Genomic DNA, 21,788 nt, shown 5'->3' with positions numbered 1-21,788 from the left:
TTTTAATTACACAATAAATTTTCCATCAACTTTTTCACCTTCAAAGCATTTGCTCTCGCAAATTCGGCAAAATTTTCATCACTTTTCGCAAAGATAATATTTCTTGAAGAGTTTACAATTAATCCACAGGATTTATTTTTGCCATTTTCAAACACTGCTTCTAAACTTCCGCCTTGAGCACCAATTCCGGGAATCAATAAAAAATGCTCCGGTATGTTTTTTCTTATTGTTTTTAAATGTTCCGATTTTGTTGCTCCAACCACATACATAATATTTTCTTCAGAGCCCCATGTTTTCGAAATTGAGAGAACCTGATTAAATAATTTTTCATTATTTGTGTCTAACATTTGAAAATCGAAAGCTCCTGAGTTTGAGGTGAGTGCCAAAATAATTACCCATTTATTTTCATAAGACAAAAAAGGTTGAATCGAATCTTTTCCCATATATGGAGCAACAGTAATTGCATCGAATGGCATATTTTCAAAGAATGCTTTTGCATACATTTTCGATGTATTTCCAATGTCGCCTCTTTTTGCGTCTGCAATTAAAAATATCTCCGGATAATTGTTTTTTATATAGAAAGCTGTTTTTGAAAGACTTTCCCAGCCTGCCGATCCTTCACTTTCATAAAATGCAATATTGGGTTTGTATGCTATAGCTAAATCGTGAGTAGCATCTATTATCTGTTTATTAAATTCGAATATTGGGTCGGAAAATTTCAATAGATGCTTTGGAATTTTATTTACATCAGAATCTAATCCTATGCACAAAAAACTTTTTTTTGCAATAATGCTTCGATATAAATTTTCTCTTTTCATAAAAAATAAATAGTTTTCATTGAAATACTACTATGTAGTTTTATTAAAAAAGTTTCAAGTAATTTACAAATTGCAACTTTTAAATTATAAAACTACAAATTTTCCTATATAGTGGTTCAAAGAAAACAGGCAATTTTTATAAAATAATTTATTTTTGAACTGTTTTCTTAGAGGCACTATATAACTTTTCGATTTGAATTTCATTAATTGATATTTTGTATATTAGCTGATGCCACTATCTTTTAGTCTTTCAGCATTTTCAGCAACTTGAAGTTTGTCAATTAATTCCTGAATATCTCCATCTACTATTGCTTGTAAATTATACATAGTCAGGCTAATTCTATGGTCGGTAACTCTCCCTTGTGGCCAATTATATGTTCTGATTTTTGCAGATCTATCGCCAGTAGAAACCATAGTTTTTCTTTTCGACGAAATTTTATCTAAATGCTTTTGATGTTCAACATTATATAATCGAGTACGAAGTTCTGCCATTGCTTTGTCAAGATTTTTTAATTGAGATTTCTGGTCTTGACAAGTAACAACTATACCGCTCGGAGTATGAGTTAGCCTAACCGCTGAATATGTGGTGTTTACTGACTGTCCTCCGGGACCTGATGAGCAATATGTATCTTTACGAATATCCTCTGGTTTAATTACGACATCGAATTGGTCGGCTTCGGGCAAAACAGCTACAGAAGCTGCAGATGTATGAACTCTGCCTTGGGTCTCGGTTTTTGGAACTCGCTGAACGCGATGGACACCGGATTCATACTTTAAAATTCCGTATGAACCTTCGCCGGTGATTTTCAAAACAATTTCTTTATATCCGCCCACTGTTCCTTCTGAAATTCGTACATTCTCAATTTTCCATTTTCGCGAGTCGCAATATTTCACATACATTCTGTATAAATCTCCTGCAAAAATACTTGCTTCGTCTCCTCCTGTTCCGGCACGAATTTCCAGAAAAGCATTCTTGTCATCTTCTGGATTGGCTGGCAATAGCAGAATTTTTATTTCTTCTTCAAGAACTATTTTATTCTTTTGTAGGTCGTCGAGCTCCATTTTTGCCATCTCTCGCATCTCCTCGTCTTTTTCTTTCGAAAGTAAACTTTTGGTGGAACTGATATTGTCAATAATGTTTTTATAATCTTTGTGTGCTTTAATTATTGGTTTTAGGCTCTTAAATTCTTTGTTCAGCAGAATATATCTCTTCATATTCTGCATTATTTCCGGCGAACTTATCAGCTCTTCAACTTCTTCGTATCTTGTTTTTATTCCTTCGAGTTTTTCAATTATCATTTCTTTATTTTTTATTAGATTTTGTGTAGTTAAGTTGTTGTCAATTAATGTTCTATTTTCAATTTCCTGAATTTTTTAGACTATTGACATTTGTTATTCAACTTTTACCTATGTATATGTAAACTTTCCTTTTTCGCTAATGATGGAAAGTTTTTTACCCACATTTTTTTCGCAGTGCCCAACAATTTTTGCATCGATATTAAATGATTTTGAAATTTCTATTATATCATTGGCAAATTTTTCTGGTAAATAAATTTCAAATCTATGCCCCATATTGAAAACTTTGTACATTTCTTTCCACTCAGTTTCAGATTGTTGCTGAATAATTTCAAAAAGAGGTGGTATTTCAAACATATTGTTTTTAATTATATGCAAATTTTCAACGAAGTTTAAAATCTTTGTTTGAGCTCCACCCGAGCAATGTATCATCCCGTGAATATTTTGTCTATGCTTTTTCAAAATAGATTTTATAAGTGGTGCATATGTTCGAGTTGGCGAAAGAACTAATTTTCCGATAGTTGTCTCCAATTTAGTAATTTCATCGGTAAGAAAATATTTGCCGGAATATGCTAAATCTTCTGGAATATTCTGGTCGTAACTCTCCGGAAACTTCTTTGAAACTAATTTTGAAAAAACATCGTGCCTTGCAGAAGTTAAACCATTGCTGCCCATTCCGGAATTATACTCATTTTCGTAGCTTGCTTGTCCGCTCGAAGAAAATCCTACAATCACATCTCCATCAGCTATTTTTTCATTTGAAATAATTTCTTTTTTCGGCATTCGGCAAATTACTGTAGAATCAACAATTATTGTACGAACCAAATCGCCAACATCTGCAGTTTCGCCACCTGTTGAAAAAATTGAAATGTTAAGTTTTCTAAGCTCTTCAATAATTTCTTCGGTTCCATTTATAATTTCAGAAATTACTTCTCCCGAGATTAGGTTTTTATTTCTTCCAATTGTTGAAGACAGTAAAATATTTTCGGTGGCTCCAACGCATAGCAAATCGTCAATATTCATAATAATTGCATCCTGTGCAATTCCTTTCCAAACAGAAAGGTCTCCGGTTTCTTTCCAATAAATATATGCCAGAGAAGATTTTGTGCCGGCTCCATCGGCATGCATAATATTGCAGTAATCGGGGTCGCCACCAAGAATGTCCGGAATTACTTTGCAAAACGCTTTAGGAAAAAGTCCTTTGTCGATTTTTTTGATAGCATTATGTACATCTTCTTTTGAAGCCGAAACCCCTCTGTTTTCATATCTTGATTTTGAAGACATTTTATTTAATTTTTTGTAAAAAAAAACGTCCCTGATAGAATCGGAACGTTTTAGTAATTAGTTTATTAACAATTGTTTCTTATACTTATCAAATATCTTTCATTCTTGTTTTTCTTGATAAGTTATTGTTCTTCAATATTTTCTTGAGGAAGGTTTGCTGGGATGTAATCGGTTGTTAAAATGCTAAATGATGTTCTTCTATTTAGCTGATTTGCACCAAGTTGTTGTTCCTCAGTTTCGATAGATTTAATAAATTCTTCGCTTAAAATATCGCCTTCTTTTAGGAAAGGATAAATGACAGCATCATCTTTGGTTACAGTTTTTGGACTCGATTCTCCAAAACCTTTAGATTGCATTCTGTCAGAAGCTATTCCTTTTGATACCAAGTAATTTACTACAGATTGAGCTCTCTTATTAGATAGAGTTATATTGGCATCATCACTACCAATATAATCTGTATGAGAATTTAATTCTATTGTAATAGTTGGATTATCTTCCATAGTTTCAACAAGTTTATCTAATTCAACCATAGATTCTGGTCGGAGTGTTGCTTTATTATAACCGTATTCGATATTTGGAAGGGGAATTTCCGTAAATTTCACTATAGGAGAAAGTGTAAAATTTGCATAAAAATCTTTATTTTCGTCAAGACCTTTTGTCGATTCGTTAATTTTCCCCAATAAATATCCTTCCATTTGTGCAGTAATCACATAGTCAACTTCAGGTTTAAGCTTAAATTTGAATGAACCATCTGCTTCTGTTTTCATTTCGAGTGTAAAACCGTCATCGCCCATAATTTTTACTTTCGAGCCCAAAATTACTCCATCGGTTTTTTCATTTTTCACAAAACCTTCAATAGAAAAAAGTTTTGGTGGAAGCATAAATGAATATATGTCGTCTCCACCTTTTCCACCTCTACGATTCGATGTGAAAAATCCTTTATCTTTAGTTCCTTCATAAATTGCTCCAAAATCGTCTTTTGCAGAATTTATAGGATATTGTAGATTTGATATTTTCCATTTTTCATCTTCTCCTTTTTCTGCAACAAAAATATCAAGTCCACCCATTCCGAGATGATAATCGGACGAAAAATATAGGTTCCCATTTGAATGAATATATGGAAAAGCTTCGTTTCCTTTGGTGTTGATTTCCGGTCCCAAATTTATTGGTTCGCTAAAAGGTTTATTCTTTTTTTCTCTTTTTGCCATCCAAATATCTCTGCCTCCATATCCTCCGGGCATGGTTGCTGTGAAATACAATGTTGTTTCGTCTGCAGATAGCGATGGGTGTTTCACATCGACACTATCGGGAGCAATATTTAATAATGTAGGAACATCCCAATTTACACCTTTCTTTTTGGCAGAATAAATTTGACAGCCAAGTTTTTTATTTTTTTCAAAGCGGCAACGGGTAAAAAACAATGTGTTTGCTTTTTTGTTTAGTGAGGAAGCTCCTTCGTCGTATTCAGAATTTATAGTTTCTACGAGAGGAGTTGGGATACTCCATTTTCCTTTCCTGTCGAGTGCAGTTTGGTATAGGTCGGTATAATATTGTCCGGTAAGTTTACTGATTTTTTCGCCGGTAGAGCCTTGCCGTGAAGATGTAAAATATACAATTTTAAAATCTTTTTTTGCAAAAGTGGGACTAAAATCACCTTCTTTGGTATTAAAAAAAGCCATGTTTTCGACAATATGACGGGTTGGATTATTTTTCCATTCGGCTGAAAGTTCACAAGCCTGTTCTCCATATGCTCCTCGTTCGTCGTCAGGAACTTTCTCTTTGTAAATTTTATACTGAACAACTGCTTCCTCATATTTTTCGTTCATGCGAAGCATATCTGCGTAATACATATAAATTACCGGATCGGGATATTTTCTCTTAATTGCTTTTTTATACCATGATTCTGCTTTTTTTGATATTCCTGTATAACGATAACATTCGGCAATTTTAAAAGTAACTTCAGCCTTTTTTACCTTGTCGCTTTGAAGTTTTCCGTACACTTTTATATAAATATCTTTTGCTGCATCAAATTCCCGAATAGAGTATGCCTGATCGGCTTTTTCTAATTCTCTTTTTTGTGAATACAGATTAAGTGAAAACAATATTATTAATGTTCCTATAATCAATGCTTTACTGTTTCTCATAGTTTTAAAAATTAATCAACAAAATTTTTTTGCAAAAGTACAAAAGTTTTCATTTTATAAAATCAATATTTTGATTGTTTAGTATATTCTTCCTATTATTAATTTTATCGGTCAGTTTTTTAGCCTGATATTTTATTTTCGTTCAAAGCTCTATTTTTGTTTTTCCGGTGTAGTTACCATTTGTGAAATAACTTTTTTGGTTTTAGATTTAATTTTCAGCTTATTTGCCTTTTGTAGCCTCTTTTATTATGTCTATTAAGGAATCATAAGTGTTGTCTAAAACTGTCTGCGTCATTTTTTTGTTGAACCAGCGTGCATCTGTGATGTCTTCTTCAGTTTGCGGGATTAAGTTTTCATTGCCAGAATATTCCATTTCAAACCAGTATGTTTTTTTTAAAATGTACTTAGCTTTCAGGAAATATATATGATAACTGTTTTGTAATTTAGAGCTTATTCGGAGATTTGAAATTCCGCATTCTTCTTCAACTTCACGAATAGCGGCACGTTCAGGAGTTTCATTATTTTCAATTTTTCCTTTCGGAAGATCCCATTTTGCTAATCTGAAAATGAAAAGAATTTCGTCTTTTTCATTTTTGACTATACCTCCGGCAGCTTCGATTTCTGAAAAATATGATTTAAAATTCTCAAAAAGGTTTTCTAAATCGTTGCCGATAACATTCAAGGAATTCATTTTTTCATTTAAAATGAATATTTCTATTTCTTCGAATAGTTTCTCTTTGTTTTCGAATTTGTAATATTGATCAATGTTTTTAAGTTTGGTTTGGCTTAAATAAACGATTCTACTGTTAAAAAAAACTTTATACTTTTGCATTATGGAAAATTTAGAAAAACAAATTGCTGAACATTTATTGCAAATTAAAGCAATAAAATTGCAACCTTCAAACCCTTTTATTTGGGCATCGGGCTGGAAATCGCCAATTTATTGCGACAACCGAAAAACTTTATCTTTTACAAGTACAAGAAATTTAATTAAAGAGCAATTCGCAAAGATTATTTCTGAAAAATATCCTGATGCTGATGTGATTGCAGGAGTCGCAACCGGGGCAATAGCAACCGGGGCTTTAGTAGCAGATTATTTGAATTTGCCTTTTGTTTATGTCCGGTCTTCAACCAAAAAACATGGTTTAGAAAATCTTGTCGAGGGGCATATAGTTGAAGGACAGAAGGTTGTGGTGATAGAGGATTTGATATCGACCGGAGGTAGTAGCCTAAAAGCTGTGGAAGCTCTGAGAAAAGCTGGTTGCGAGATTTTAGGATTATTAGCAATTTTTTCATATGGTTTTGAAATTGCAAAACAAAATTTCTTAAATTCTAATTGCCAATTGACTACTTTATGCAACTACAATGCAATGATTGATACAGCTTTAGAAACTGAATTTATTTCTGAAAATCAGATTGAAACATTGAAAGAATGGAGAAATAATCCTTCTGAATGGCAGTAGCTTTTTAATTGTGAATTAATAATAAATATATAATCCATAAAATCCTGATGGCTATCGGGACAATAAAAAATCTTCAAAAATCAATAAAAATATGACAAGATACGAAAGTCATCAATCAAGAATAAATCAGCCTGCAAGCCTGATTTATAGTAAATTGTCGAACTTCAATAATTTGAAATCAATGTTGCCATCGGATGTAAAAAATTGGCAATCAACCGAAGATACTTGCTCCTTTGAAATAAATATGATTGGATTTATTTCAATGAAAATGCTTGAGAAAAAGGAGTTTTCTTTAATAAAAATAGTTCCGGATTCGAATACAAAATACGATTTTAAATTTTGGATTCAATTGAAACAAATTTCAGAATTTGATACTCGCATGAAATTTACTCTCGATATTACATTAAATCCTATGTTAAAAATGGCTTTTGGCAGTAAGCTCAAAGATTTTATGAACACATTATCGGATAGAGTTGCTGAGGGGTTTAATCAAATTAATTAGAGAAACAATTTAATTATGATTCAATTTTCATTAAAATAGATTATTTTTAGCAGTTTGTTATTAGAAATTAAAGAATATAAATATGAAAAAACAAATATTAGTTACCGGAGGCACAGGATATATTGGTTCACATACTGTTGTTGAATTACAAAATAGTGGTTTTGAAGTAATTATTGTTGACAATTTGTCGAATTCGCAAATTGAAGTTTTAGATGGGATTGAAAAAATTTCTAAAGTTCGTCCAGCTTTTGAGCAATTCGATTTGGCTGAAAAAAGTAAAGTAGATGATTTCTTTTCAAAATATCAGAATATTGAAGCAATAGTGCATTTTGCAGCCTATAAAGCCGTTGGAGAATCGGTTGCCGAGCCTTTGAAATACTACCACAATAATTTAGCTTCGCTTATCAATTTGCTCGATGCTATGATTAGATTCAATATTAGCAATTTTGTTTTTTCATCGTCTTGTACAGTTTACGGTCAGCCCGAAAAATTGCCTGTAAACGAGGAAGCTCCAATCGTTAAAGCAAATTCTCCTTACGGAAATACTAAACAAATTTCTGAAGAGATAATTCAAGATTCTATAATAGCTTCAAAGAAAATTAAGGCAATAGCACTACGATATTTTAATCCTATTGGGGCTCATCCTACGGCACACATTGGAGAATTGCCAATTGGAGTTCCAAACAATTTGGTTCCGTTTATTACACAAACAGCAATCGGATTAAGAGAACAACTTAGTGTTTTTGGCGACGATTATGATACGCCTGATGGCTCTTGCATTCGAGATTATATTAATGTTGTAGATTTAGCAAAAGCACATGTTATTGCTATCCAGCGATTGGTCGGAGAAAAAAATAAACTTGATTTTGAATATTTTAATCTTGGAACCGGAAAAGGTTCATCGGTGTTTGAAGTTATCAAATCGTTTGAAAAAGTTGCAAAACAAAACTTAAATTATAAGATAGTGCCGCGGCGAGCTGGCGATGTAACAGCAGTGTTTGCCGATACCCGATTTGCAAACGAAGAACTTGGCTGGCAAGCAGAAACAAATCTGGACGATACAATGCTTTCGGCATGGAAATGGGAACAAAATATTAGGAAAAATAAAAATTAAACTATAAAAAATTACAAGGATGAACAAAACTATTCTAATAACCGGTGGTGCTGGATTTATTGGTTCGCACGTAGTTCGATTATTTGTTAACAAATACCCAAATTATAAAATCATTAATTTAGATGCTTTAACATATGCCGGAAATCTTGAAAATCTTAAAGATATAGACCAAAAGCCAAATTACGAATTTGTGAAAGCCGATATTAATAATGCTGGCTTGATAGATTTTCTATTTGGAAAATATAAATTTGATTCAGTAATTCATCTTGCCGCCGAATCGCATGTTGACAGATCAATTTCAAATCCATTGGAATTTATTCATACAAATATTGTAGGAACAGTAAATCTGTTGAATTCTGCTAGGAAAGTCTGGATGAACAATTTCGAGAATAAAAGATTTTATCATGTTTCAACTGATGAAGTATATGGTTCGCTCGGAAGCGAAGGCTTTTTTGTTGAAACAACTCCTTACGACCCAAAAAGTCCTTATTCAGCTTCAAAAGCAAGTTCAGACCATTTGGTGCGTGCCTATAATCATACATTTAAAATTCCTGCAGTAATATCAAATTGCTCAAACAATTACGGAGCAAATCAGTTTCCTGAAAAGTTAATCCCACTTGCAATAAATAATATCAAAAATAATAAGCCGGTACCAATTTATGGAAAAGGCGAAAACATTCGCGATTGGCTTTTTGTTGAAGATCATGCAACAGCAATCGACATTATTTTCCATGAAGGAAAAGATAGTGAAACATACAATATTGGTGGCAACAACGAATGGACAAATATTAGTTTGATAAAGAAACTTTGTGAAGTAATGGACAAAAAACTTAGTCGCCAAGCCGGAACTTCAGCTAAGCTAATAACTTTTGTAACCGACCGTGCCGGGCATGATATGCGCTATGCAATTGACTCTACAAAACTTAAAAACGACCTCGGCTGGGAACCATCGCTGCAATTTGAGGAAGGTATCGAAAAAACAGTAGATTGGTATCTTGCCAATGAAAAATGGTTGAATAGTATTATTTCTGGCGATTACGAAAAATATTATGATGATATGTACAAAAATCGTTAATCTGTTTTTGACTGCAATTAAAATCTAATTATTCAAAATTTTTCAAATCTTTTTATAAAAAGTACCGGCTAAGTTAATTAGCTTTTATTGTTGGTCGGAGCACAATAAAATATGTCTGCAATAGATAAAATTACAGCTACCATTGCTGATGAAATGGTAAAATTTGAGCCATATTTCAGGAAACAATTGAAAAGTAAAGTTCCTCTGTTTGGCTTAATTACAAACTATATAATTCGCCGTAAAGGAAAACAAATGCGACCTGCGTTTGTTTTCCTTTCGGCAAAACTTCATGGAGAAACAAATCGTTCGAGCCATACTGCGGCTGCGATGATTGAACTGCTACATACAGCTACACTCATACACGACGACGTTGTAGATGAGGCTTACGAAAGACGTGGTTTTTTCTCAATAAATGCTCTTTGGAAAAATAAAATTGCTGTTCTTACAGGCGATTTTTTACTTGCAAAAGGACTTTTACTTGCTGTTGAAGAAAAAGAATTCGATTTGCTGAAAATTGTGTCGGACTCGGTGCAAGAAATGAGCGAAGGAGAATTGTTGCAAATCGAAAAATCTCGCAAACTTAATATTACTGAGGAGGTTTATTTTGAAATAATCAGAAAAAAAACGGCTACACTAATTTCTTCATGTTGTGGTGCCGGTGCAAAATCTGCTGGAGCTGACGACAAGACAGTCGAAAGAATGATGCTTTTTGGAAAATATGTTGGCATTGCATTCCAGATAAAAGACGATATTTTTGATTATCAGTCTAAAAATTTGATAGGAAAACCTACCGGAAACGATATTAAAGAAAAAAAACTTACGCTTCCTTTGATTCATGTTTTGAACAATGTTTCGTCTTCCGACAAGAAAAAATATTTGCGCATTATAAATCGACATAATAATAATTCAAAAAAAGTAAAAGAAGTTATAGACTTTGTTACAAAAAATGGAGGCATAGATTATTCTCACACAAAAATGATAGAATATAAACAAAAAGCTTTGGATATTTTATCGGAATTTCCTGATAGCAAGGCTAAACAATCGCTTTCCGAGCTTGTTGAATACACTACTGAACGAAAAATATAGCTTATTTTTGATTGATTTTTTTACTTCTATGTAATCACATCCAACAAAACTGACAATCGAAAATGAAGTGTAGTTTGTTGGTATTCAGTGCTTAATAATTTTGCAAAACATTTTTTGGCATGAAAAAAAAATATAAAAAATCATTGGCTAACAAAATTCCAAAAAATAAATCTAAAGTTCAAACCAAAATTCAGGTAGAAAGTAAAAACAAAAAATTTCTTTTGATTGCAATTCTTTTATTGACAATTATGGTTTACTTTCCAACGTTCACCAGCGATTTTACGAATTGGGACGATGGGGGTTATATTACCGAAAATCAACTAATTCATAATCTTTCTTTTGAAAATGTTAAAACAATTTTCACTGAGTATTTTATTAGTAACTATCATCCACTCACGCTTTTATCCTTATCTCTTGATTTTCAAATAGCCGGACAAAATCCTTTTGTTTTTCATTTTGTAAATGTTTTGTTGCATCTTATAAATATCGTCTTGGTTTTTTGGATGATATTTTTGATTTTGGAAATTATTGGTTTGTCTAACAAAACTGAAATTGCATTAATCACTGCTGCCTTATTTGCTGTACATACACTTCATGTAGAGTCTGTTTCGTGGATTTCTGAAAGGAAAGACTTGTTGTATTCTATGTTTTTTTTGGCTTCAATAATTCAGTATTTAAAATTTGTAAAAAGCAAAAAGAATAAAAATTACATATTTTCCCTTCTTTTTTTCATTCTGTCCTTGTTGTCTAAAGGAATGGCTGTTTCGCTTGCACTCAGCCTGATAGCCATCGATTTGGTTTTGAAACGCAAAATTCTAAGCAAAAAAGTATTACTTGAAAAAATACCATATTTTATCCTGTCATTAATTTTCGGAATTGTTGCACTACATGCCCAGCAAACAGGTGATGCTATTGCAGATGGCAGCGTTTTTAAGTTTTATGAAAGGATTTTATTTGCGTGCTACGGTTTTTGTCAATATCATTTCAAGTTGTTGATGCCAGTAAATTTGTCGGCAATTTATCCATATCCAATCAAAATTGGAGGTGCAATTCCTGCAAAATTCTACTTCTTTTTGATAATCTTTATTGCTCTTTCTGTAGGATTGATTTTGACAATTAAACGCTCGCATTTTGGTCGTTTTGGAATTTTGTTTTTTTTAGCAAATATCATCTTTGTTATGCAAATAATTCCGGTAGGAAGTGCCATGTTTGCCGACAGATATACATATATTCCATCCATCGGTTACTTTTTTCTTGTTGGATTTTTTTTCCATCAAATAAATCAAAAATATCGAAATTTCAGAAAATTTGGCATAGCAATAATTTCTTTATATATTTTAATACTTTCAGTTTTAACTTTTAATAGAACAAAAGTTTGGGAAAATAGCATGACCCTTTGGGATGATGTTCTATCAAAACATACCGAAGCTCCAATTGCATGGATAAATCGTGGAAATGCGAAATACAAAATAAAAAAATATCAATCTGCAATAAAAGATTATAATCAAGCACTTGCACATAAACCAGACCAAGCGCAGGCTTATTTAAACAGGGCTACTGCAAGAAAAGAAACTGGTGATTTGATAGGGGCTGTTAAGGATTATAACAAATCTCTCAAACTAAAACCAAATCAAGAAAAAGCATATTATAATAGGGGAGGAGCTTTTTTAGATTTGGCAAAGTTTTCGCAAGCTCTCGAAGACTATAATAAAGCAATTGAGCTGAAACCAGATTATGCTCAAGCATATTCGAACAGAGCAAATGTATATTTAAATCTGCAAAATCTGGAAGCTGCAATGAGCGATTACGATAATGCAATATTGCTCAAGCCAGATTATTCCGAAGCGTATGCAAATCGCGGAATAGCCTTTACTATTGAAGGAAACGACAATGCTGCAATAAGCGATTTCTCGAAAACAATTGAACTGAACCCCAAAGATGGCACAGCATATTTCCTAAGAGGAATGTCGAAAATAAAAATTGGGAAAAAAGACGATGCTTGCAAAGACTATTATAAAGCACAAAGTCTGGGTTTTGCCGAAGCAAGTAGGGAAATTCAAAAATATTGCAAGTAAGTGCTTAATTTTCAGCCTAATTCTGTATTAACTATTATGGGAAGCTTCCAACAAATAAAACAAAATGACAAAAATTGAAATTGATGAATTCTTGAAACTTTCGGAAAAGCACCCTGTGATTGACGTTCGATCTCCAGTGGAATTCGAAAAAGGACATATTCCGAATGCTATAAACATTCCGTTGTTTACAAACTCAGAAAGAGAGCAAATCGGAAAAAAATATAAAGAGTCGGGCAATGAAAAAGCTACTTTGCTGGGACTCGAAATGGTTGGGCCTAAATTGACTGTCTATATCAACAAATTAAAAAAAGTAACAAAACAGAAAAAAGTTCTACTACATTGTTGGCGTGGCGGAAAAAGAAGTGAAAGTATGGCATGGCTTTTCAGTCAAGTAGGTTATGAAATTTTAGTTCTTGACGGAGGTTATAAAAGATTTAGAAATTTTGTTTTGTCGAGCTTCTGCAGAAAAGCGAAAATAATAGTTTTAGGCGGAATGACCGGAAGTAGAAAATCGGAAATTTTGAGAAAAATAGAAGAAAAAGGGCACCAGATTCTCGACCTCGAACTACTCGCAAATCATAAAGGATCGGCTTTTGGTTCAATTGGTAAAGAAGAGCAACCAACGGTAGAATATTTCGAAAATCTTCTTTTTGAGAAATGGCAAAAATTCGATTTTTCAAAGCCAATTTGGTTCGAGGACGAAAGTGCAACCATAGGTAAAGCACGCATACCGAACGAATTATATAAACAGATGAGAAATAGTCCGGTACTTAAAATTTCTGTGCCAATAGAAAAAAGGATTGACAAATTGATTGAAGAATATGCTGATTTCGATAAGAAAATCATTTTGTCTTCAATTTTAAAAATTGAAAAACGACTCGGTGGTTTAAATACAAAAAGGGCTATTGAGGCGCTTGAAAAAAACGATTTTTATACTTTAGTTAATTTAGTTTTAAATTATTACGATAAAGCCTACAACTTTGGTTTATCTCAAAGAAATACCGATACAATGTTTTCATTGAAACTAATCGATGAAAAGATTGAGAAAAATGTTGAAATTGTTCTGGATTTTGCAAAAGAGAAAATGTATTTGTGAATTGCAATTTTTCTTGAAGCAAGATTATTAGACATTTTCTTGTAGAATAAAATTCAAATATCGCCATTTGATTATGGCATCCCCCTCATAGTGTTCAAAATAGTACATCGAACTGTTCAGATATGTACAATTATTAATTTTTTATTTTGAAATTTGTGTTGTATTCTTTTGAGTTCACGAGTTTTACGGACTATGGCATATGTATTGAAAGATTTTGTGCTTTAAAAAATATTGCTTTATGGGATTAAAATATGAGACAAAAATTGCGAATAAATAGATGCTTTAAAAAAAGACCCACAATCATTTATTATAATAATTCACAAATTTCCATTTTATTAATTGAAGACAATTCTTTTGTTGATAAATTCAAACCTCCGTAGTTTTAAAAATTTTTATAACAGTTATATTCTTTAATTTTTATTGAGAATTGAAGAAAATAACATTCATAATATACTAATGATTTTTATATAATAATTATTAACTCATGGCAACCAATAGTATTTAATAACACGGATACTAAATTATAAAAATCATTTTGTAGGGGGTAGCTGGCAACTCAACTCATAATAAAACTCTCACCAACTATCCCCCTACTTTTTCAAATAATCTATTAATAAATTATTTTACATAACAAAGATATGAAAAAATTAATCATCTTAACATTTTTAATAGCAATTGGCATTAGCTCATTTGCGCAATCTTACACAAATAAATCGAAGAAAAGTAAATTTGATGAAACTGATATGGCCAGCCGAAGTGCTGACAATGTACCATGCAGAACCGATACAAAGTATATAAAAAGTACAACCACCACTCTTTTGTCAGAAAGTTTCGATACATGGCCGCCGGCCGACTGGACTTTTGTCAATACAAGTCCTAATAAAAATTGGGTACAATCCAGTCAATACGGTAATCCTACTCCATCAGCAACAGTAAATTGGGATGATGTTGTTCCTCCGCCAGCACAAGACGAATGGATTATTACTCCAACAATTGTACTTCCGGCTCAGGCAATCACAATGAAATTCGATTTTAACACCAGTTATTATTGGTTGTTAGAACCCAATGATAATGCAGATTTGATGGTGAAAATTACATTAGATAGTGGTCTTACATGGACAGATGCTATTTGGATTGAAGATAATGAAGAAATGTGTAGCGCAGCCTTTTGCTGGCCCTGGGACAATTGGGAATGGAAAACAGCAGTTCTGGATTTAAGTTCATATTCCGGACAAGGAATACGAATTGGATTTCAATATTTTGGCACGGATGCCGCAGATTGTTCCATCGACAATATTGAAGTGTTTGAAACGCCAGATGTTAACATCTATATGAAAGAAGTAGTTCCGAGCTTTTTTTATACAAATTTTGGCTTGATCACAAAAATTCCACTACGCCAAATCTCGGAAGCAATAGAAGATAATAATGGAATTATGTTTCAGGGAGTTGCTACAAATATTGGTGCAACAACTCAAAATGTTTCTGTAAAAATTGATGTAGCCAAACAAAACGATACTATTTTTACTTCTTTTGGTGATACTTTAAATCTTTTGTCGATGACATTAGATACTTCAAAACTAATTGAACCGGCATTTTTCCCAAGCGAAATAGGTGAATATACCAGTTATCATGAGCTGGTTTTCGATGACACGGAATTAGTTATTGAAGATAATTTTGGTGAGATCGAATTTGAAATTACCGATTCTGTATTTGCCCGCGATACTGATCCTGCCAGCCCAACCGGAGCATACACTGGCACTTATATTTCAGAAACAGCAAACTCTGGCGATGGAGATGCCTGGTGCGTAAGATATTATATTTCGGTGGCAGGTGACCCTCTCGATGAAAGCACCGCTGCTGCTTCGGTTTCAGTTTTTGTACATGAAGATACTCAGGAAGGATCTACTATTATTGCAAAAATATGGGATCCGGAAACCGAGAATTGGCCAACCATGCTCACCTCGGACGAATATGTAATTTCAGCCACCGATATAGGAAGATGGATAGATATTCCATTCGAATTCGATGCTCAAAGCGAATATCTTCGAGTCGGATTAATTAATGTTGGTATAGAAACTTATGGCCCGGATTTTTATGTAGGAAGCGACAATTCTTTCTCTCATATTCCGCAAACTGCATATATTTATTTAGTGTCTGATGGCGATTGGGGTTATATTACTGATGATCTGCCTATGATTCGTTTAAATTTTGGAATACCACCGGAAACATCAAGTGTTGCAGATTTGCAAAATCAAGAATTTGTGCTCAATCAAAATACTCCAAATCCATGTTCAGGCGAAACTGAAATATCATTTTGTATTTCAAATTCATGCGATGTGAACTTGAGTATTTTCGATATAGCCGGAAAAAAAGTAAAAACTTTTGAGCTTGGTGAAAAAACCGGAGGAAAACATAGAATTTCAATTGACCTTAGCAATTTGCAAAGTGGTATTTATTCATATACCTTAATAGCAGGCGATAACAAGCAAACTAAAAAACTTCTTATCAAATAGTTTTTTTCAGATTCTATAAAACTTTTTGCAGTTTTAAAGCTCAATTGTATGATTTACAATTGAGCTTTTTTTTGGCATATTTCAAAAATGAGGATTTGGTTTTGTATTTTAATTTAAGAAATTTATACCCGAACTAAAAATATTTAAATTATGAAAACCTTAAATTTTCAAAAAATCAGAGCGAACATAATTATTTCAATATTTGTAGTAATAGCTTCATTATCAGCTGTGCTTGTGCCTTATTCTTTGTTGTTTGGGTGGAATGTTATAAGTGTCATAGTCTTTTGGTTTTTTTTGGTGCCATTAGTTTCAATTGCCGCAGCCAGATTTTATTTTAATGAAAAGAAGCAATATTTAGTCAGTATTGTTGGCTGTTTTCTTTTCTATATGTGTATGTTGTTTATGATTTATGAACATTACTTATCCGATTTTTTTGTGATGATGATGATAAGTATGATTACATCATTGATTGTAATTACTTTGGCAGAGATTTTTTATTTGAAGTAGTGGCTCTAAGAAAACGACAATAACTGCGTTATGCTTGAATTTTGAATCAGTCATTTACAAAAGTAAACTCCTGAGTTCCAAATTCTTCACAAGCCTTGTTCTTGCCGTTTTCTTAAAGCCATTTGAATAAAATGGAGTTTTCTTAGAGGAACGAAGTATATTCAAAATAATCAGCAATATTTATATTTTTGACAAAATTTTAATTATAAACAGGAATTTTATAATGAAACAAAAAGAAAAGAATTTTGATAGTTCTGCTGAATTTAGTCAGGTTTTTCAAGATGCTGATATTTGTAGAATTGCTTTGTGCGATGGAAATTTGCCATATATTGTTGCAATGAATTTTGGATATTCAGTAGAGAAAAAATCAATATATTTTCACACGGCAAAAAAGGGCAGAAAACTTGATGTGATTTCTAAAAACAATAATGTTTGCTTCCAAATTGACACTGCTCACAAATTAATAATTTCTGATTCTGCCTGCCAATGCACCATGAATTTTAAAAGCATTGTTGGAAATGGAAATATTTCAATTGTTCAGGATGAAAAGGAAAGAAATTACGGGTTGAATATGATTATGGAACATTACACTAACAAATCCGATTTTTCGTTCGAGAGTAGAATTTTGAACAGAACTTGTGTGCTGAAATTAACAATTGTAGAAATGACCGGAAAAACAAAAGGGTGAAGCCAAGCAAAACTATCAACTAATTCTTATATGAAAATTTAGATTTCTGACAATGAAATATTTTTTGGTTATTATTTTAGCATTTACATTTTTTTCTTGCAAAGAGTCCAGCGAAATTTCTCAATTGAGCACTAAAGAAACTTCCGAAAAATTCATTTTTGCTGCTTGGGCCCATGGTGGAAAAACTTTTGAAAAAGAAATTTGGATTGATAAGTTAAACTATTATCGAGAATTGGGAATATCTGAAATATTGCTTAGCGGAAGTCCCGAATTTTTTAATAAGTTATTGCCATATGCCAATGAAAAAAACATAAAAATCCATGCTTGGATGTGGACACTAAACAGACCGAACGATTCAATCGCAAAAAAACATCCAGAGTGGTATGCAGTCAATAGACTTGGGCAAAATTCATTAGAGTATAGAGCCTATGTCGATTATTATCAGTGGTTAAGTCCATTTCATCCGGACGCATGCAATCATATTAAAAATATTGTAAGAAAGCTAACAAAAGTTAAAGGACTGGCATCTATTCATTTAGATTATGTGCGTTATGTAGATGTAATTCTTGGTGCCGATTTGCAACCAAAATATGGCTTGATTCAAGATCATGAAATGCCTGAATATGATTTTGGCTATCATCCTATTGCACGAGAAGGGTTTAAAAAGATTTTTGGCAAAGATCCAATTGATTTTAAAAATCCTGAATTAAGTACAGAGTGGCGACAATACAGGCTTAATGCAATTACAACTTTAGTAAACGATCTGGTTAATATAGCCCACAGCAACGACACCAAAATGACTGCGGCAGTTTTCCCATTTCCGGAAATGTCGCGTCAAATGGTACGACAGGCTTGGAACGATTGGGATTTAGATGCTGCATTTCCAATGCTTTATCAAAATTTCTATAATGAAAATATAAATTGGATAGGATTTGCCACGAGGCAGGGTGTGAACGATGTGGATTTTCCAATATTTTCGGGATTATATGTTTCTGCATTGAGAGAACCATCAGATTTAAGGAATGCAATAATTCTAGCAAAGGAAAACGGTGCAAAAGGAATTTCATTTTTTACCGCAGATAACCTTACGGATAATCAGAAAAATGTTGTTATTGAACTAAAAAATGAATTTAATAATGAATAAATTGTTGGTATTTAAATATTTTTTTGCTTCAATTGAAATTTTAAATTTTCACAGAAATGAAAACTAAAATATTATTTCTTATTGTAATTCTTTTACCGACAGCAGGAATTTGCAATTCGGAAATCGACGGTAGGTCGAAGTCTGTGCCTGATTCTTTGCAAACTATAGAAGAAATATCTACTTATTTATCAGAAAATCTCTATTCCGACAAAGATAAAACCCGAGCTTTTTATGTATGGATAGCCCATAACATCAAATACGATTTAAAGCAAAAAAACATAGTTCGCAGATACTTTTCCAAAAGTGAAATAATTGATGAGGCTCTTGAAAACAGACAAGGAATTTGTCAGCATTATTCTGAAATTTTTCATGCAATGTGTGTGGTTCAGCAGATAAAATCATATGTGATTCGAGGATATGCCAGAAATACAGATGGAAAAATAATAAATTTGAGTCATGTTTGGAATGCTATACTAATCGATTCCAAATATTACAATATTGATGTAACCTGGGCAGCAGGATATGAACAAAATGACAGATTTATACATAAATTTTGCGATGAGTACTTCTTGATAGAGCCAAAAATATTTGTAAAAACACATATTCCTTTCGACCCAATTTGGCAGTTTTTAGAAAATCCGATTAACCATCAAGATTTTTACAATCAGGATTTCTCAAAGATTGAACAATCGGGTAGTTTTGAATACAAGGACTCAATAACAAAACATGAACAACTTGATGTGGTTGCGGCTTTGGAACAATCGAACAAGCGAATTATACAATCCGGAATTATCAATGAATTAATTAAAATTCAGATAGATGAAAATTATTTTCAAATTGAAAACACAAAATACAATATTGCAATTGATACTTTAAACTATGGAATAGATATCTACAATCTGTATATTTCTTATAAAAACAAACAATTTCTGAAAACAAAATTGCCCGACAGCACATTAAAAAAAATGATTTCAGATATTGAGACAAGTATTTATGCTGCAGACAAAATGTTTCAAACTTTAGTGTCGAACAATAAAGACTTGAATAAACTAATTTCAGATTCAAGAAAAAGGATGCCTAAACTAATTTCAAACATGGAGCGAGAAAAAGATTTTGTTGAAAAGTATTTGAACAGTTCTAAGCCAAAGCGAATGTTTATGTTTATAAAAAAGACCTGAAAATCAGGAGGTAAATTTCACTAAGGCTTTGCTACGAAATAAGTTGACCATGCAAGCGAAGTTATTTTGTACGATAACAAGGCAAAAAACACAGGCATAGCCATAGCTACGGCGAGTATTTTTAACGAAGTTTGCGTGCAAAAGAGCAAGCTTGAATGGGCAAGTTATTTCATAGCAATGCCTAAGTTTCTAAACTTTGCCAAAGTAAATGGAGTTTTAAAACAATTTTGATTTTTTGTGTCTATCTAATGCCAAGCGTTCTTTCTACAAATCATCATTCACGCCAATACCAAACAAAGCAAAATCGTATTTTACAGGATCTTGATCATCGAACTCCTTTAGTTTGTTTGTGAGTTCTGAAACAGCTAACCAATCGTTTTGTTTCCTGTGAAGTAAGTTCAGTTTTCTACCAATATTTCCACAGTGAACATCTAATGGGATATATAATTTCGATGGCGAAAAATTCTCCCAAAGTTCAAAATGAACAGCTCGATTGTCGTTTCTTATCATCCACATTAGAAATAAGTTAAGTCTTTTTGCGGCTGATTTTTTTTCGATATTTGAGATGTGTTTTGTTGTTCGTTTCGGATGATTTAATTGAAAAAAAACTTGCCTGAAATATAACAAACTATCTTTTATTTCCTGGTTTTGAGAATATGCCTTATAGAAAACATTTTGTAAACCACCGTGATTTTTATATATATTTTGAAGCGATTTGATGAAATACATGCAATCTTCACCATTAAAAGTTCGATGTTTGAAATTCTCAAAAATTTTCAATTCTTTTTCCGTAACATTCAAAACAAAATCAAAAGGGCTGTTATCCATTAAATTAAGAAGGAACTTTGCGTTTTTAATAATAGTTTTTCGTTGCCCCCATGCAATAGTTGACGTTAGGAATGCAGAAATTTCGATATTTTCTTTTTTTGAAAACATATGCGGAATTTGAATGGGATCGCTTTCAATAAATTCGGGCACATTATATTGATAATATTTTTCGTCGAGAAATTCTTTTAGTTCAGTTTGTGAAATCATATTTCAGTAAATGAATGAGTTATAATTTTGCTAATTCTAATAATCTATTAACAGTTTTCCAATTTCTTGAAGTTGCCGAGATTTTCAATTTGTCTTCAAAAAATTTGTTTGTTAGTTTAGTATCACTATATTTTCCTGAAAAATAGATAAATATATTGTTTTCAATTACTTGAAATTGGTCAGGAGGATAACTTATTTCTTTCAATTTTTCAAGCAAGTTGGCTTGTGGAACGTCTGACAAAAAGGTCAAACAAAGATTTTCTATTTTTACATTTTCTAATTTCAGATATGGATTATTATCAATTGCCTTCTCAAGCTCTTCATTAGTTCTAATAATTACAGGTAGATTAAAACCAAATCTTTCGAAAATTTGATTTGAAATTTTATCTGCCAAACCTTCTTGTTTTTGATTGGTGCTAAAAACTACATTCCCACTTTGAATATATGTGGCGACATTCGAAAATCCTAAATCTTTGTAAAGGGCTCTTAAATCAGCCATTAAGATTTTTCTTCTCCCACCAACATTTATCCCTCTTAATATTGAAATGTATTTCATATTAGTAAATTTTAATTAGCAAATGCTCATGGGTACACCAATATATTCATTACTAATATATTTTGAATAACAATTCTAACCTGAATAATTCATAAATTTTCGTCTCGAAAGTTCAAAATGTGTGTCAGATTTGAACTACCACAGATTTTTATTTTTGAGTAATAGCGAGCTATTTTGATGGAATAAAAATTGAGGACGGTCAAAGATGATGTGC

Annotated in this window: 19 protein-coding genes; 12 read left to right on the top strand and 7 right to left on the bottom strand. The window is 32.3% G+C overall.

Translation table 11 applies throughout. The features are described from left to right. Positions 1 to 2 precede the first annotated feature (2 nt). The 5 genes from pyrF to HN894_06950 all read right to left on the bottom strand — a co-directional run bounded on the left by pyrF (position 3) and on the right by HN894_06950 (position 6,374). Positions 3 to 818 carry an orotidine-5'-phosphate decarboxylase gene (gene pyrF / locus HN894_06970; protein MBT7143064.1) on the bottom strand — a complete coding sequence of 272 codons (816 nt, stop codon included), beginning with the start codon at positions 816 to 818 and terminating at the stop codon, positions 3 to 5. Positions 819 to 1,040: 222 nt separating this feature from the next. Then, the gene (gene prfA / locus HN894_06965; protein MBT7143063.1) at positions 1,041 to 2,117 is read right to left on the bottom strand and encodes a peptide chain release factor 1; all 1,077 of its coding nucleotides are present in this window, start codon (positions 2,115 to 2,117) and stop codon (positions 1,041 to 1,043) included. Between the two features lie 108 nt (positions 2,118 to 2,225). Further along, complete coding sequence (locus tag HN894_06960) at positions 2,226 to 3,398, bottom strand: phosphoribosylformylglycinamidine cyclo-ligase (GenBank protein MBT7143062.1); 1,173 nt, start codon at positions 3,396 to 3,398, stop codon at positions 2,226 to 2,228. Positions 3,399 to 3,520: 122 nt separating this feature from the next. Beyond that, positions 3,521 to 5,542, bottom strand: a complete 2,022-nt coding sequence (locus tag HN894_06955; protein MBT7143061.1) for an OmpA family protein — start codon at positions 5,540 to 5,542, stop codon at positions 3,521 to 3,523. Between the two features lie 220 nt (positions 5,543 to 5,762). Continuing rightward, positions 5,763 to 6,374 carry an NUDIX domain-containing protein gene (locus HN894_06950; GenBank protein ID MBT7143060.1) on the bottom strand — a complete coding sequence of 204 codons (612 nt, stop codon included), beginning with the start codon at positions 6,372 to 6,374 and terminating at the stop codon, positions 5,763 to 5,765. A 1-nt stretch (position 6,375) separates the two neighbouring features. Here HN894_06950 and HN894_06945 point away from each other — a divergent pair, with 1 nt between their 5' ends. The 12 genes from HN894_06945 to HN894_06890 all read left to right on the top strand — a co-directional run bounded on the left by HN894_06945 (position 6,376) and on the right by HN894_06890 (position 19,983). After that, the gene (locus HN894_06945) at positions 6,376 to 7,005 is read left to right on the top strand and encodes an orotate phosphoribosyltransferase (GenBank protein ID MBT7143059.1); all 630 of its coding nucleotides are present in this window, start codon (positions 6,376 to 6,378) and stop codon (positions 7,003 to 7,005) included. A gap of 91 nt (positions 7,006 to 7,096) precedes the next feature. After that, on the top strand, positions 7,097 to 7,507 hold the full coding sequence (locus tag HN894_06940; protein MBT7143058.1) for a hypothetical protein: 411 nt from the start codon (positions 7,097 to 7,099) through the stop codon (positions 7,505 to 7,507). An 82-nt stretch (positions 7,508 to 7,589) separates the two neighbouring features. Then, positions 7,590 to 8,621: a UDP-glucose 4-epimerase GalE gene (gene galE / locus HN894_06935; protein MBT7143057.1), complete on the top strand. Its 1,032-nt coding sequence runs from the start codon at positions 7,590 to 7,592 to the stop codon at positions 8,619 to 8,621. Between the two features lie 19 nt (positions 8,622 to 8,640). Then, positions 8,641 to 9,696: a dTDP-glucose 4,6-dehydratase gene (gene rfbB, locus HN894_06930; protein ID MBT7143056.1), complete on the top strand. Its 1,056-nt coding sequence runs from the start codon at positions 8,641 to 8,643 to the stop codon at positions 9,694 to 9,696. Positions 9,697 to 9,807: 111 nt separating this feature from the next. Then, on the top strand, positions 9,808 to 10,782 hold the full coding sequence (locus HN894_06925) for a polyprenyl synthetase family protein (GenBank protein ID MBT7143055.1): 975 nt from the start codon (positions 9,808 to 9,810) through the stop codon (positions 10,780 to 10,782). Positions 10,783 to 10,901: 119 nt separating this feature from the next. Continuing rightward, positions 10,902 to 12,857, top strand: a complete 1,956-nt coding sequence (locus HN894_06920; GenBank protein ID MBT7143054.1) for a tetratricopeptide repeat protein — start codon at positions 10,902 to 10,904, stop codon at positions 12,855 to 12,857. 64 nt (positions 12,858 to 12,921) lie between these two features. Next, positions 12,922 to 13,953 carry a tRNA 2-selenouridine(34) synthase MnmH gene (gene mnmH, locus HN894_06915; GenBank protein MBT7143053.1) on the top strand — a complete coding sequence of 344 codons (1,032 nt, stop codon included), beginning with the start codon at positions 12,922 to 12,924 and terminating at the stop codon, positions 13,951 to 13,953. Positions 13,954 to 14,591: 638 nt separating this feature from the next. Continuing rightward, on the top strand, positions 14,592 to 16,466 hold the full coding sequence (locus tag HN894_06910) for a T9SS type A sorting domain-containing protein (GenBank protein MBT7143052.1): 1,875 nt from the start codon (positions 14,592 to 14,594) through the stop codon (positions 16,464 to 16,466). A 150-nt stretch (positions 16,467 to 16,616) separates the two neighbouring features. Then, the gene (locus HN894_06905; protein MBT7143051.1) at positions 16,617 to 16,973 is read left to right on the top strand and encodes a hypothetical protein; all 357 of its coding nucleotides are present in this window, start codon (positions 16,617 to 16,619) and stop codon (positions 16,971 to 16,973) included. 223 nt (positions 16,974 to 17,196) lie between these two features. Continuing rightward, positions 17,197 to 17,661, top strand: coding sequence for a pyridoxamine 5'-phosphate oxidase family protein (locus HN894_06900; GenBank protein MBT7143050.1), 465 nt, complete (start codon positions 17,197 to 17,199; stop codon positions 17,659 to 17,661). A 124-nt stretch (positions 17,662 to 17,785) separates the two neighbouring features. Next, positions 17,786 to 18,805 (top strand): family 10 glycosylhydrolase, encoded by a 1,020-nt coding sequence (locus tag HN894_06895; GenBank protein ID MBT7143049.1) that lies wholly within the window; start codon positions 17,786 to 17,788, stop codon positions 18,803 to 18,805. Between the two features lie 56 nt (positions 18,806 to 18,861). Continuing rightward, positions 18,862 to 19,983, top strand: a complete 1,122-nt coding sequence (locus tag HN894_06890; GenBank protein MBT7143048.1) for a hypothetical protein — start codon at positions 18,862 to 18,864, stop codon at positions 19,981 to 19,983. A 264-nt stretch (positions 19,984 to 20,247) separates the two neighbouring features. Here the strand turns inward: HN894_06890 and HN894_06885 are convergent, their stop codons facing one another. Further along, positions 20,248 to 21,015 carry a TIGR02757 family protein gene (locus tag HN894_06885; GenBank protein MBT7143047.1) on the bottom strand — a complete coding sequence of 256 codons (768 nt, stop codon included), beginning with the start codon at positions 21,013 to 21,015 and terminating at the stop codon, positions 20,248 to 20,250. Between the two features lie 22 nt (positions 21,016 to 21,037). Further along, positions 21,038 to 21,574 (bottom strand): DUF1697 domain-containing protein, encoded by a 537-nt coding sequence (locus HN894_06880; GenBank protein ID MBT7143046.1) that lies wholly within the window; start codon positions 21,572 to 21,574, stop codon positions 21,038 to 21,040. Positions 21,575 to 21,788 lie beyond the last annotated feature (214 nt).

This window comes from Bacteroidota bacterium, from assembly GCA_018692315.1.
In the GTDB taxonomy this organism is placed as follows: domain Bacteria; phylum Bacteroidota; class Bacteroidia; order Bacteroidales; family JABHKC01; genus JABHKC01.
The sequence above is the reverse complement of the archived record's forward strand: the minus strand, read 5'-3'. Positions and strand labels throughout refer to the sequence as shown.